Here is a 12740-nt window from a genome sequence, read left to right as displayed (position 1 = left end):
GACCTCAATACCCAAGCAGCAAACGCGGCAAGAACAGGCTTATCTGCGGAAAGTAAGTCACGATCAGCAGCAGAACCACCAGCACCGCATAGAACGGAAGCATGGGGCGGATGACCTCGCCAATCTTCACTCCGCCGACCGAGCAGCCCACAAACAGGGCTGATCCGACCGGAGGTGTGCAGATCCCGATACACAGGTTGAAAGTCATCACCACGCCGAAATGCACCGGGTCCATACCCAGATCGCTGACCACCGGCAGGAAGATCGGCGTAAAGATCAGCAGGGCAGGGGTCATATCCATGAAAGTGCCGACCACCAGCAGGGCGATGTTGATGATCAACAAAAGCACCAGCGGATTCTCGGACAGGCCCAGTAGTGCATCCGAGATCGAATACGGGATATCGGCAAATGCCATCGCCTTGGACATCGCAATCGAACACCCGATCATCAGCAGCACGATCGAGGTAGTCACCGCGCTTTCCAGAATGATCCCCGGAAGCTCTTTCACCGTGATCTCGCGATACCAGACCAGCGCCAGGAACAGCGTATAGACTACCGCCACAGCCGAGGCTTCGGTGGCGGTGAAGATGCCTCCGACGATGCCGCCCATCACGATCACGATCAGGCCCAGCGGCAACATCGCGTTCAGGGCTTTCTCGGAGGTTTCGCGCAGCGACGGCCGTTCGGCCACGGGGTATCCGCGCCGTTTGGCAATGAGGCCTGCAACCACCATCAGGCAGACCCCCATCAGAATGCCGGGCAGGTACCCCGCCACGAACAACGCCGCGACCGAGGTGCCGTTGGTGATCAGAGAATAGACAATGAAGGTTGAACTGGGCGGGATCAAAAGGCCCGTCGGGCACGAGGCGACGTTCACGGCCGTTGAGTAGGCCGGGTCATAGCCTTCCTTGCGTTGAAGCGGGGACATGACCCCGCCCACCGCCGCCGCTGATGCCACGGCCGAGCCCGAGATCGATCCGAACATCATGTTGGCGATGACGTTGCAATGGGCCAAAGCCCCCGGCAGTCGTCCACCAAGGACCTTGGCAAACTCGATCAGGCGGAGCGCGATGCCACCGCGGTTCATGATGTTGCCAGCAAGGATGAAGAACGGGATCGCCAGCAGGGTGAAACTGTCCAACCCCGACGCGACCTGTTGTGCCACGATATAGACAGACTGGTCGAAGGACATGAACAGCAGGAACGTGGCCAGAGCCGAGATGCCAATGGAAAACGCAATCGGAACGCCCAATGCCATGAGCAGGGCGAAAGTTCCGAAAAGTGTGGCGACAGACTGAATATCCATGCCAGGCTCCTAGTCCAAAGGCCCGCCGGGGGCGCTCGGCTCTAACCGTTCATTCGGGCCTTGGCCTGTGCTCGCCAAATCAACCACAAACCCCAGACAATAAAACAGGATGGCCAGCCCCGATGCCGGGATGGCGATGTAGACCACCCCCATCGGCAACCGCAGCGCAGGCGAGACCTGCCCGGTTTCGAGTGTGCGAGAGACGAGGTTCCAGCCGCCATAGAGCATGACCACACAGGCAAACAGTGCGATCGCGCCAATGATGGCCGCGTTGACCACTAGGCGCGGCACCCCATGGGTGATCGTTGGCAGCAGATCGATTGCCAGGTGCCGACGCTGCCCCAGTGTGTAGGCTCCGCCCAGTAGAGCCACCCAAATGAACAGGAAACGCGCCATTTCATCAGTGACAGTGCTGGGGGTGCCCAGAACGTACCGCGAAAAAACCTGCCAGATCACGCAGGTCACCAGGACCGCGAATGCGATCACGATGATGAGGCGAAGTACGGTGTCCACCGCCGCAGTCATTTGTTTCATCAATTTCCTCCCATCGGGGCCGGGGTCCTCACCTGGATCGTTTCGTCACTGCTCTTGCCCTATAAAACAAAATTGGTCAACCAATTAGTGATTTTTGGTTGACTAATTTTAGTTATTGGGCGATCACATTGCCTGTCACAGGCCGGCGGGCGGTCCGTGGCGCCGAATCAGTTCTTATTCATGCAGGTTCCGAACAGCCTGCCGCACCGGCCCGCGATTGGGAGGAGACTATGTCCAAATTCTCGAAGATCACCGCCGCCATGGCGGTCAGTTTCATGGCCCTGTCGGTTGCGGCCGAGGCCAAGACCCTGCGGCTGAACCACAACAACCCCGAAGACCACCCGTTGCACAAGTCGATGGAGTTCATGGCGGACCGGGTCGAAGAACTGACCGACGGCGATCTCAAGATTCGCATCTTTGCCAACGCACAGCTTGGCACCCAGCGCGAATCGATGGAGTTGATGCAGAACGGCTCGCTGGATATGGCGCGGTCGAATGCCAGCGAACTGGAGGCGTTCGAGGAATCCTATGGCGCGCTGAACCTGCCCTATATTTTCACCAGCGCCGATCATTACTTTGACGTTCTCAGCAGCGATGTGGGCGACGACATTCTGGCCTCTTCGGCAGATAAGGGCTTTATCGGGCTGACCTATTATATCGAAGGTGCGCGGTCTTTTTATGCCAACAAGGAAATCCATTCACCGGCCGATCTGGCAGGCATGAAAATCCGGGTGCAACCCAGCCCCTCGGCCATTCGGATGGTTGAGCTGCTGGGCGGCAACCCGACACCGATTGCATGGGGTGAGCTTTACAGCGCGCTGCAGCAGGGTGTGGTCGATGGGGCTGAAAATAACCCGATGGCGCTGACCAGCGCGCGGCACGGCGAGGTGTCCAAGGTTTATTCCGATGACGGTCACACGATGATCCCGTCCGTGGTGATGATCTCGACCGAAAGCTGGAACGACCTGAACGAAGATCAGCAAGCGGCTTTGCGTCAGGCGGCCAAGGATTCGATGGTGTTCCACCGCGAACAATGGGACGCCATGAGCGCCGCTGCTGTCGAGCAGGCGAAAACCGAACTGGGCGTCAAGTTCATCGAGGTTGAAAAAGGCCCCTTCATCGAGGCGGTTCTGCCGATGCATGAAGAGGCTGCGGCGAACTCTCCGGTGGTGGCGGACCTGATCCAGCGCATCAAGGCAATGGCCCCTTAAGGTAGGAACGGCGCGATGCTTGAACGGTCGGAATTGGCGGAAAACGCACTTCAGGCGCTGCATGACGAGGCCTATGATGTGCCTCTTAACCCGCAGAACTTGAACGCCGATACGCTGCTGTTTACTGGCGGCCGGGCATCGCGCCCCCTAGATGGGTACTGGAAATTCTGTGTCGATCTATTGGACACCGGACTGCGCCAGAAATGGTATGCGATGCAGCCCGCAGCCCCCGAAGACCGGACAGAGCCCTGGGACTATGACCCGTTTGATGGCGAGACCGTGCGAATCCCTTCGAACTGGGCCATGCTGAAAGAAAAATGGTATTTCTTCGAAGGCAGTGCTTGGTACACGCGGGCGCTGGATATCGAGGAAATTGAGCCCACACGGCGGCAATTCCTGCGTATCGGCGCTGCGGCCTATGCCTGCAAGATTTTCCTGAACGGAGAGTTCCTCGGCAATCACTACGGTGCCTCGACACCGTTTTGCGTGGAACTGACCGGAAAGCTGCGGCGGGGGCGCAACTGGCTGATGGCCTGCGTCAACAACACCCGGACGCTGGACCGCGTGCCGATGCGCAACACCGACTGGTTCAACTATGGCGGCCTCTATCGTGAGGTGGCGCTGTATGACACACCCCAGACCGTGATCCGGAACTTCGCGATCCATCTGGTGCCCGATGACAGCTATTGCCGCATCAAGGTCGAACTGGAGGTAGACGGCCCCGATGCCGGACCGGCCCGTGTGGACATCCCCGAGCTTGGCCTGTCGCAGGATATCCCGATCCAGAACGGGCAGGGTGAGGCCAAGATTCCTGCCCACCCGGTGCTTTGGTCGCCTGACTCTCCGAAACTCTATGATGTCAGCGTCACTCTGGGCGCGGATCAAGTGACTGATCGGGTCGGGTTCCGTCAGATCGAACGGCGTGGCACGGATATTCTGGTGAACGGAGAGCCGATTTTCCTGCGTGGAATATCCGTTCACGAAGACGATGCCACTTTGGGCAAAGTCACGAATGAGGCCGACCTGCGCCGCCGTTTCGAGCACGCGCGGGAACTAGGCTGCAACTTCCTGCGCCTGGCGCATTACCCGCATCATGAACGGGCGGCCGAAATTGCCGATGAGTTGGGCTTTTTGCTGTGGGAAGAAATTCCGGTTTACTGGGCCATCGATTTTGCCAACCCCGCCACCTATCGAGATGCCGAAAATCAGCTGCGTGAGCTGATCCAGCGCGACCGCAACCGCGCCTCGGTCATCATCTGGTCGGTAGGCAATGAAAACCCTGATACCGACGCGCGTCTGGACTTTATGCGCCGTCTGGCCGAAACCGCCAAGGCGCTGGACCCCACGCGCCTGACTTCGGCCGCCTGTCTGGTCAACCACAGCCAGAACCGGATCGAAGACCGTTTGGCCGACCATATCGACGTGATCGGGCTGAACGAGTATTACGGCTGGTACGAAGAAGATTTCGAGGACCTGGCCCGGATCGGCGCCAATTCAGCGCCGGAAAAACCGGTGGTGATCTCGGAAACCGGCGCGGACGGGGTGATCGGCCCTAATGGTCCCAAGACCGGGCTGTTCAGCGAGGATTACATGGCCGAGGTCTATCGCCGCCAGATCGATACCCTCAGGCGTCTGGACTATATCAAAGGCATGTCGCCGTGGATTCTGTACGATTTCCGGGTAGAACGCCGCCAGAACAAGTTCCAGAACGGCTATAATCACAAAGGCCTGATCGCCGCCGACAAGAAAACGAAAAAGCAGGCGTTTCACATTCTGGCTGAGTATTACCACCAGATCGCCGACACGACCGAAGACAACAAGACGGAGACCGCATGACCGACGCCTCGAAACGCCCCTATCAGGAAGTGGCCGCGCAGCTGGTTGAACGGATCGCGCAGGATGGCTTCAAACCGGGGGACAAGTTCCCGACCGAGCGCCAGATCTCGAAAGAGATGGGGATTGGCCGGTCGCTGGTGCGCGAGGCCTTCATCATGCTTGAGATCGAAGGCTACCTGGACGTCCGCAAGGGTTCGGGCAGCTACGTGCGGGACCGTCAGCCCGGCCGGTCGGGCCTGACCGGTGGCGATTATGGCCCGTTCGAGCTGTTACAGGCACGGCAACTGTTGGAAAGCAGCATCGCCGGGTTCGCGGCGACCACGGTGACCAAGGGCGATATCCTGTCGCTGCGTGAAACGCTTGAGTTGGAGAAACGCTCAATCGAAACCGGCGAAGACGATTACAGCGCGGATCGCCAGTTTCACCTGCAAATTGCCGAGGCCACACAGAACTCGGTTCTGGTCAACCAGATCGATACGCTCTGGCATTTGCGGGAATCCAGCCCGATGTGGGACAGGCTGCATTCGCGGATTTTCGACATCGGTTATCGCAGTCAATGGCTGGACGATCACGCGGCCGTCCTTGAGGCGTTGCGCCGCCGAGATGCAGAGGGTGCGAGACAGGCGATGTGGCAGCATCTTGAAAATGTCCGGCTGACACTTTTGGACCTTTCGGACGTCGAAGATCCCGAGTTTGACGGGTTTTTATATTCCAAAACGGTCTCGGGTTAAGCGCGGGGAACAGGGGGCAGTCATGTTGGAAAGTTGGCGTTGGTTTGGGCCGAAAGATCCTATTCCGCTTGCTCATATCCGTCAGACCGGCGCGAAAGGGATCGTTACCGCCTTGCATGAGGTTCCCAACGGTCAGGACTGGCCGGAAGAAGCGATCAAAGCTCGCCGCGAGTTGATCGAAGCGGCGGGGCTGCGCTGGGTCGTGACCGAAAGCATTCCGGTGCATGAGGACATAAAAACCGGTGCGCCTGGCTGGGAGCGCTATGCACAAATCTGGGCCGAAAACCTGCGCCGTCTGGCCCGTCAGGGCATTCGCAACATCTGTTACAACTTCATGCCGGTGTTGGACTGGACGCGCACCGATCTGAACTACGCCCTGCCCGACGGGGCGCTGGCCTTGCGGTTCGATTTCACGGCCTATGCCGCCTTTGACCTGTTCGTTCTGCAGCGCGACGGAGCGCAGGACAGCTATACGGCACAGGATCTGGCGGCGGCGGAAGACTGGTATGCGAAGGCTGATCAGCCGATGCTCGACAAGTTGACGCGAACGATTATTGCTGGCCTGCCGGGGTCTGAGGAAAGCTATACGCTGGATACCTTCCGGGCCTGCCTTGCGGCTTATGACGATCGCGATCATGCGTCGCTCCGGCAACAGCTGGCCGCGTTTCTTGAAATCGTTCTACCGGTGGCCGAAGCCGAAGGAGCAAAGCTGTCGATCCATCCTGACGACCCGCCCATGGACCTGTTCGGTCTGCCGCGGATCGTCTCAACCCAGGCCGATCTGGAGGCCATTAATGCAATCTCTGCGTCCCCGGCGCTGGGATTCACCTTGTGCACCGGATCGCTGGGTGCGCGTTCCGAAAATGATCTGGTGGCAATCGCGCGTCGACTCGGGCCTCGCATCCATTTTGCCCATCTGCGCGCAGTGAAACGGGAAGACGATCCCCGGAGTTTCCACGAAGACATGCATCTGGCAGGTGATCTGGACATGATTGGGGTCGTGCGGGAACTCATGCGTGTGGAGCGTGAAACAGGCGTTGAAATCCCGATGCGGCCAGATCATGGGCATCGCATTCTCAGCGATCTGGAACGGCATTCGGTTCCCGGCTATCCCGCAATCGGACGGCTGCGCGGCCTTGCCGAGCTGCGCGGGGTCATGCACACTCTAAGTGCTGTCGGCATCTGACATGGTGGCCGCATCCAATACGCTTCTGTGCATCGGAGAGTGCATGGTTGAGATGTCGCCGCGGGGCGACGGCGTGTTTCAACAGGGGTTCGCCGGGGACGTATTCAATACGGCATGGTATGCGCGCAAACGGATGAGCGAGGACTGGCGCGTTTCGTTTTATTCCCGGGTCGGGAGCGATGCGTTGTCTGACCGTTTTGTGGAATTCACCAAGGCGCATGGCATCGACCCCAGCATGATCCGGCGCGATCCTGACCGGACCATGGGCCTGTATCTGATCGAACTAAACGAGGGCGAGCGGAGTTTCGTCTATTGGCGCAAGCATAGTGCGGCGCGGATGCTTGCCGCTGATCCTCAAGAACTGGAACATGCGGTCACGGGCTGCGACCTAGTTTATTTCTCCGGGATTACTCTTGCCATTCTCTCGGAGCCGGATCGAAAGACTCTGGTAGAAACGCTGGAAGCCGCCCGAAAACTGGGGAAACAGGTGGCGTTCGATCCCAACATCCGGCCAAGGCTATGGCAAAGCGCCGCAGAAATGCGCCACTGGATCGAAGCTGGCGCGCGGATTGCAGACATCATCCTGCCGTCTTTCGAGGATGAGCAGACGGCTTTCGGCGACACTGATCCCGAAGCCACCGCAAGGCGATACAGCGCGCTCGGCGGTGGTCTCGTCATCGTCAAGAACGGCGGGGGCGACGTCACATGTCTTGAAACGCCAAACGCTCCTGTCATCCGGGTGCCAGTGCGGCAGGTGCAGCAGGTTCGCGACACAACCGCCGCCGGGGACAGTTTCAACGGGGCATTTCTGGCGGCCTGGGGAAATGGCGAACCTCTCGAGACATCGGTGCACCAAGCCGCAGACAATGCAGCGGAGGTCATCGGCAGCTTTGGCGCGTTGGCTTAAGGTCCAGGCCTTAAAGGGTTGGCAATCGCATTGAACTCATGCGCGTTGTACGTCCGTGTCGACGGATCAGATGCGGTCAACTTTTGGGTGAACTGTTAGGGGCGACCGACAGCTTTCGAAACCCGGTTGGAATTCCGACGCCGCGCGTATTGTGCAAATTGCAAAACAGGCTTCGCATCCGATTAATGTGGAACGGAATTTACTCACGGTTTTTCCTATGCCCGACCAACTTGGCGGTATGATGCCTTCAGTTGCTTGCTGCATCGCGCTGGCGGCCGCTCCTGTACTTTCTAAACAGTCTCTGGAAAGTGAGGCAAGTGATCTAACCGCGTCCCTCATGGCGTTCCAGTTGCAAAATTTTTATTCGCCCGCGCTGCATAACAGATCGGGGTCGCAAAACGTCCGTCAGTTCCGTGGCGCTATCCCTTTCCAGCTAGGGGGAACGAATAACATCGCACGCCTCACGCTGCCTTGCTGCCAACAGGAACCGGCGGGCTGAGCGCGGAAAAATGGGCTCTCGGTCCTGCAGCCGGGCCGTTTGCCGGTGCAATGGCAATTGAGCTACGAGCGTGACTTTTATGACTCGGGGACCGGCCCACGCGACACGATTGGTCTGACGGCTAAGCTGCTGGTTCCCAAATAATGGCCCCGTCCGGGTGTCGCGCGGTTCAGAAGGACATGACCCGCTCGACAAACCAGAAGATTGCCACCGCACCGATCCCATAGCTGATGGCGGTTGCGGTGAAATCTCCGGGGGTGCGCCAGTGCGCGGCGACACGGGGCAGGGCAAAGCGCAGGGTCATAGCGGCGATCAGTACAACACCGACAAAGGCCAACTGACCGGCCTCAACGCCCAGATTGAAGGCCAGCAAGGCAGTGGTGATGTCCTGCTCTGGCAGCCCGATTTCGCGCAAGGCACCGGCAAAGCCCAACCCGTGCAACAGGCCGAAAGCGAAGGCGATCAGCCAGGGGTAGCGTTCGGACAGGCGGATTTTACCGGCATTGGATTTCAGTGCCTCGACGGCCAGAAACACGATAGACAGCGCAATGATCGCCTCGACCGGGGGGCCGGGCACCGAAAGGTGACCCAGCGCTGCCAACGCCAGCGTAATGGAATGCGCCACCGTAAAGGCCGTGATCGCGCCGACCAAGCGCCAGAAGTCGCGGATCAGCACCAGCAGGGCGAAGACGAACAGAAGGTGATCCCACCCTTCGAGAATATGTTCAAAGCCCATCGCCAGATAGCTGCCGAAAACGCTCCAACCACCCACCTGCGCCGGGATCAGGTGGCTCGGATGGTCCGGGGTCAAACGGATGGTGTCTGTCGCCCCGCTTTGCATTTGAAGACGCAACAAAACATCGGTGCGCTGGCCCGAGAGACCTTCGATAGACACCGTGCCATCGGCAAGCCCTTCGGGACAGTCGGCAACCCAAACCGAAATCCAGGCGGAGCCGTCGAACAAGGGTTCGGGGCCGGTTTGCGGCGTGCACGTGGCGGGCAACTGAAGTGCAATGGCCATGGGTTGGCCCGCGACATCCGGCTTGCGCCAGAACACCTGCCAGGTTTGAGAGGTCAGCTGCCGGATATCCGCAAATCCGGGTTCCAATGCGTGGCCAAAAGCCTGGATGGCAGGCAGCAGAACCAGCAACAGGGCCAGCAGCAGGCGTTTCATCACTGGTCCAGCCTCCAGGCGATGTCTTCCGGCGTGGGGGTGATCAGGTCATATTTTTCTTTCAGCGCAACAAACTGCGCCTCGGATAGGTCGGACTTTAAATTGCGCCGCCAATCGAACAGAACATCTTCGCGAATGTCCTCAAATGCCGGGAGTCGTGCCGGTTCACGGGTGTTGACCCGCACCAGATGATAGCCAAAGCCGGATGCGACTGGACCAACCCACTGTCCCACAGGTAAGTCGTTCAGCAGGGCATGGAACCCACGCCCCATAGTGGCATCAACCTTCTGCGCCGGGCTAAGCGGCAACGCAGCCGGCAGCAGGCTTGGCCCAGCGAATTGCGCAGGGTCCGCGCCCCCATTCAAGGCGCCCAGCATTTCGTTGATCTGAGCGGTCTCGGGCGTTGGTCCCACTGCGACTTGCTCAAAGGCCACCCGTTCGGGCCGCAGGAAACGCTCTTTGTTTTCGTCCAGATGCGCCTGCAGGGTCGCGTCGTCGGGTTCTGAGGCCTGGGCCAGCGATAGGGTCAGAAACTCCATCTTTTGGGCCAGTCGGTTGCGGACGATGCTGTCGCCCTGGTCCAGACCAAGCGCGCGGGCTTCGCGCACCAAAACCTCTTGCCGTAGAAACGCGTCCTGCAGTTCGGCCAGTTCTTCCGGTGTGGGCGGGCGTTGCCAAGTTGATTGGAATTGGTCGATGAAGCGGTTGATGTCCTGCATGTCGACAACGATCTGGTTTCCGTCATCGGGCGTAGACGGCGACGGATTGAGATAGCTGAACCAGCCGAAGATCGCGCCGCCCAGCAGGAAAAAATGAAACAGGGGTTCTTTGAGAACGGACATGCGAGACCACGTATTGAAAGGCAGCTGGGGCAGATGCAAAACACCTGCCCACTCAGGTTAACTTGGTGTGTACCAGATTGGCGATGTGTATGCGCGGTCCTGCACCGACGTCGGAATGTCGTCTGGCACCAAGACCCCGAACACCTTGGCGTCGTAGGTTGTCCAGCGCGGCGTCGGAATCTCGATCACGCGCACATAGTAGAAAGCGTGCTGGTTCGGGTCGAAGTCTGGATCCGTCCAATAGGCGCCCAACACCGGTGCGCCGATCGCATTGGTGTAAGTTGCATTTTCCGGATCGACGGTGTTGCCGACGGGGGCATCGCACCGATGATCCGACGCCGGGCCGCGATTGCCCGCGCAGGCAATGTCATAGATGGCCTCATACGTGTTGCCCTCGGCATCCAGCCATCCTTTGACGACCTGCACACGGTCCAGATTGGCGCCATCCGGATCACGCAGGGTGCGGACCAGAAAGCGTGGCGCCTGACCGTCCGCGGGGGCTGTCAGATCACCCCCCATGGGGACGCCTGCCGCATAACCATGGGCCGCGAAATCCGGGCGGGCCAGGTCCTCTTCGACAAAATCAAAGCCGGCAAAGACACGCACGTGCAGGCGGGTGCCGGTGGTCGCATAGACTTCGCGCCGTTTCATCGCGTCCCAGATCGCTTCGCGGGTGTTTTCGCGGGCCCAGACTGCGGCCAGACCCGACGCCGAACTGTAGGCAGCCGTGATGTCGTCAGATGGGTCATCCGGCGTCAGCGCCCCGGTAATGGCTTCTTCCATGCGGATGGGATCATTGGTGGGCTCCAGCGCGGAAACCTTGCCGAAAAAGTTATCCTCGGTGGATGTGGCAAGGCCGGTATGACTGTCGGTTGACCCCACCACGCCGATTTTAAAGGGATTTTCGCCCAGATCGCGTTGATAGGCCAACCCACGTTTCAACGCTTCGCGCGCGTACTCGCGCGGCAGCATGTCGGGGGTCTTGAGTTGCGTTCCAAAGCTGCCCTTGTCCCAGGTTTCGAAATCGGCGAACTCGTCTTCAGGTGACAGGAAAGGATGGGCCTCACCGTCACCTTTTATCTGGGTGACCTCGTAGATCGGCTCCCACCTTTGGCGACGGGCGGCGTAGTCCGCACTGAGTGGCTCACCCGACAACGTGACGTCATCGAACATCAAGCCATTGGACAGGTTGCCGTTATGGGCCAGCGCCAGAACCTGCCCGCCGGTCTTGTCTTCATAGGCCTGCAGCCAATCCCAGAGCTCTTCGGGATCTTCCGTATCATATGAAGACAGGGGAATGATCTGATCCGCCATGTCCTTGCCGTCACGGAAAATGACGTTTCGGTGCAGGTTGTTTCCAGTGGGCGAGCTAGTCCACTCGAAGCCGATGAAGGTTGTAAACGCGCCGGGTTGATAGTGGCGCTCGGCAGCCTCGGTGGTTTTGGCCCAATAGGTTTCGGCCAACCCTGTTCCGGCCATCGGGTCCGTTGCGCCGGGTATGTTTACCTCGCCGAACCAGATACCATACGCTTCGAGAACGGCGTCCATCGTTCTTGGCTCAAAAGCTTCGGCGATCGAGCGGCTCCAATCATTCGATTGCATCACAGGATCGCCCGAATTCAGCGCGGCGGGAAGGCCCAGATTTTCGGCGTGATCCGTCACCACCATCCAATCCAGCGGCCGCGCCAGACGGGCGGGAACCCCCAGAGAGGACGTCACGGCCTCACCTTTGGCGAACCGATAGGCGTCGTCAGGGGACAGGGAGGCCAAAGCCAGACCGGCATCGGCCGAATAGGCCGTATGCAGGTGGGTGTCGCCGAAAAATACCTGATTGGGGAAGTCCTGTTCCAGATATGGCGAATACCCGGCGCTTTCCGGCGGAATCTGAATCGCTTCCTGAGCTGCGGCCGGTGACGCGGCAAGAACAACGAGGATGGTTTTCAGCATAGGTGTTAGACGCATTTTTGCCTCCACTGCCAAGACACAAAACTCAAGGGGAAACGCCACCGTACGCAGTACCTGAGTCCATTGTTATTCACATGTTAGAATGAAAATTTCACCGCAACGCAATGGAGCATTTCTTGAGGAGGGATAACTTCTTGCGAGTGCCAAAGGGCGGTAGGTTTTAGATCAAAGCCGTTGCCCGTTGGGAAGGTTAAGTCGATCTAAGCGTCAGATTTTAAAATACATTTGATCCCCTAGGTGGGCTTCAATCTGATAACGTGTTGCGCTCCGCACGATCTGCCAGATAACGATCGCCTTCCGGTTATTCCGAGCGGGACCCAGTGAAACGCTGGACGGCGAAAACCAGCACATTGGACATATTTCTCCAGATGCTGTTCCAATGGGAAGGCGACACCACCTGTTTGGGGCAGCGTGTTCCAAAGATCCGGTCCATTGTCCAAGCGGTCATGAACCGGCCAGCCATCGCACCGGTGCAATATTGGCATTTCGACCCCGGGCTTGGCTACGAGGACGCCTGAAACACTCTGCCCTGTGATCAATTGGCAGAAA

11 protein-coding genes are annotated in these 12740 nt (G+C 59.0%); 6 read left to right on the top strand and 5 right to left on the bottom strand.

Annotation, left to right across the window (positions count from 1 at the left end; translation table 11 throughout):
- Positions 1-4 precede the first annotated feature (4 nt).
- Positions 5-1306 (bottom strand): TRAP transporter large permease, encoded by a 1302-nt coding sequence (locus GOX63_RS18130; RefSeq protein WP_170327682.1) that lies wholly within the window; start codon positions 1304-1306, stop codon positions 5-7.
- Positions 1307-1315: 9 nt separating this feature from the next.
- Positions 1316-1840 carry a TRAP transporter small permease gene (locus tag GOX63_RS18125; protein WP_170327683.1) on the bottom strand — a complete coding sequence of 175 codons (525 nt, stop codon included), beginning with the start codon at positions 1838-1840 and terminating at the stop codon, positions 1316-1318.
- 230 nt (positions 1841-2070) lie between these two features.
- On the opposite strand from GOX63_RS18125, the gene GOX63_RS18120 reads away from it, so the two are divergent.
- Genes GOX63_RS18120 through GOX63_RS18100 form a run of 5 tightly spaced genes read left to right on the top strand, consistent with a single transcriptional unit; the run spans position 2071 to position 7711 of the window.
- A complete protein-coding gene (locus GOX63_RS18120; protein WP_170327684.1) occupies positions 2071-3051 on the top strand; it encodes a TRAP transporter substrate-binding protein in 981 nt (326 codons plus the stop codon).
- Between the two features lie 15 nt (positions 3052-3066).
- Positions 3067-4887, top strand: a complete 1821-nt coding sequence (locus GOX63_RS18115) for a glycoside hydrolase family 2 protein (RefSeq protein WP_170327685.1) — start codon at positions 3067-3069, stop codon at positions 4885-4887.
- Positions 4884-5618, top strand: a complete 735-nt coding sequence (locus GOX63_RS18110; protein WP_170327686.1) for an FCD domain-containing protein — start codon at positions 4884-4886, stop codon at positions 5616-5618. Before GOX63_RS18115 ends, GOX63_RS18110 begins: the two co-directional genes overlap by 4 nt.
- A gap of 22 nt (positions 5619-5640) precedes the next feature.
- Entirely contained in the window at positions 5641-6804 is a 1164-nt protein-coding gene (uxuA, locus tag GOX63_RS18105) for a mannonate dehydratase (RefSeq protein ID WP_170327687.1), read from the top strand.
- A 1-nt stretch (position 6805) separates the two neighbouring features.
- Positions 6806-7711, top strand: coding sequence for a sugar kinase (locus GOX63_RS18100; protein ID WP_170327688.1), 906 nt, complete (start codon positions 6806-6808; stop codon positions 7709-7711).
- 668 nt (positions 7712-8379) lie between these two features.
- Here GOX63_RS18100 and GOX63_RS18095 read toward each other — a convergent pair.
- The 3 genes from GOX63_RS18095 to GOX63_RS18085 are packed head-to-tail and all read right to left on the bottom strand — an operon-like array spanning position 8380 to position 12188.
- Positions 8380-9384, bottom strand: coding sequence for a HupE/UreJ family protein (locus tag GOX63_RS18095; RefSeq protein WP_254436005.1), 1005 nt, complete (start codon positions 9382-9384; stop codon positions 8380-8382).
- On the bottom strand, positions 9384-10226 hold the full coding sequence (locus GOX63_RS18090; RefSeq protein WP_170546701.1) for a peptidyl-prolyl cis-trans isomerase: 843 nt from the start codon (positions 10224-10226) through the stop codon (positions 9384-9386). The genes GOX63_RS18095 and GOX63_RS18090 overlap by 1 nt, the downstream gene beginning before the upstream one ends.
- Before the next feature lie 57 nt (positions 10227-10283).
- Positions 10284-12188, bottom strand: a complete 1905-nt coding sequence (locus tag GOX63_RS18085; protein WP_170327690.1) for a DUF3604 domain-containing protein — start codon at positions 12186-12188, stop codon at positions 10284-10286.
- A gap of 323 nt (positions 12189-12511) precedes the next feature.
- Here GOX63_RS18085 and GOX63_RS18080 point away from each other — a divergent pair, with 323 nt between their 5' ends.
- Entirely contained in the window at positions 12512-12709 is a 198-nt protein-coding gene (locus GOX63_RS18080) for a hypothetical protein (protein WP_170327691.1), read from the top strand.
- The last annotated feature ends 31 nt before the right edge of the window (positions 12710-12740 follow it).

It is taken from the genome of Ruegeria arenilitoris (assembly GCF_013031355.1).
GTDB classification, from domain to species: domain Bacteria; phylum Pseudomonadota; class Alphaproteobacteria; order Rhodobacterales; family Rhodobacteraceae; genus Ruegeria; species Ruegeria arenilitoris_C.
Note: the sequence above shows the minus strand (reverse complement) of the source record. Positions and strands in the feature narration are given on the sequence as shown.

Coding starts and splice junctions, on each gene's coding strand:
- GOX63_RS18125 (WP_170327683.1), bottom strand. CDS start 1,840: ATGAAACAAATGACTGCGGCGGTGGACACCGTACTTCGCCTCATCATC.
- GOX63_RS18095 (WP_254436005.1), bottom strand. CDS start 9,384: ATGAAACGCCTGCTGCTGGCCCTGTTGCTGGTTCTGCTGCCTGCCATC.
- GOX63_RS18130 (WP_170327682.1), bottom strand. CDS start 1,306: ATGGATATTCAGTCTGTCGCCACACTTTTCGGAACTTTCGCCCTGCTC.
- GOX63_RS18085 (WP_170327690.1), bottom strand. CDS start 12,188: ATGCGTCTAACACCTATGCTGAAAACCATCCTCGTTGTTCTTGCCGCG.
- GOX63_RS18100 (WP_170327688.1), top strand. CDS start 6,806: ATGGTGGCCGCATCCAATACGCTTCTGTGCATCGGAGAGTGCATGGTT.
- GOX63_RS18115 (WP_170327685.1), top strand. CDS start 3,067: ATGCTTGAACGGTCGGAATTGGCGGAAAACGCACTTCAGGCGCTGCAT.
- GOX63_RS18120 (WP_170327684.1), top strand. CDS start 2,071: ATGTCCAAATTCTCGAAGATCACCGCCGCCATGGCGGTCAGTTTCATG.
- GOX63_RS18090 (WP_170546701.1), bottom strand. CDS start 10,226: ATGTCCGTTCTCAAAGAACCCCTGTTTCATTTTTTCCTGCTGGGCGGC.
- GOX63_RS18110 (WP_170327686.1), top strand. CDS start 4,884: ATGACCGACGCCTCGAAACGCCCCTATCAGGAAGTGGCCGCGCAGCTG.
- uxuA (WP_170327687.1), top strand. CDS start 5,641: ATGTTGGAAAGTTGGCGTTGGTTTGGGCCGAAAGATCCTATTCCGCTT.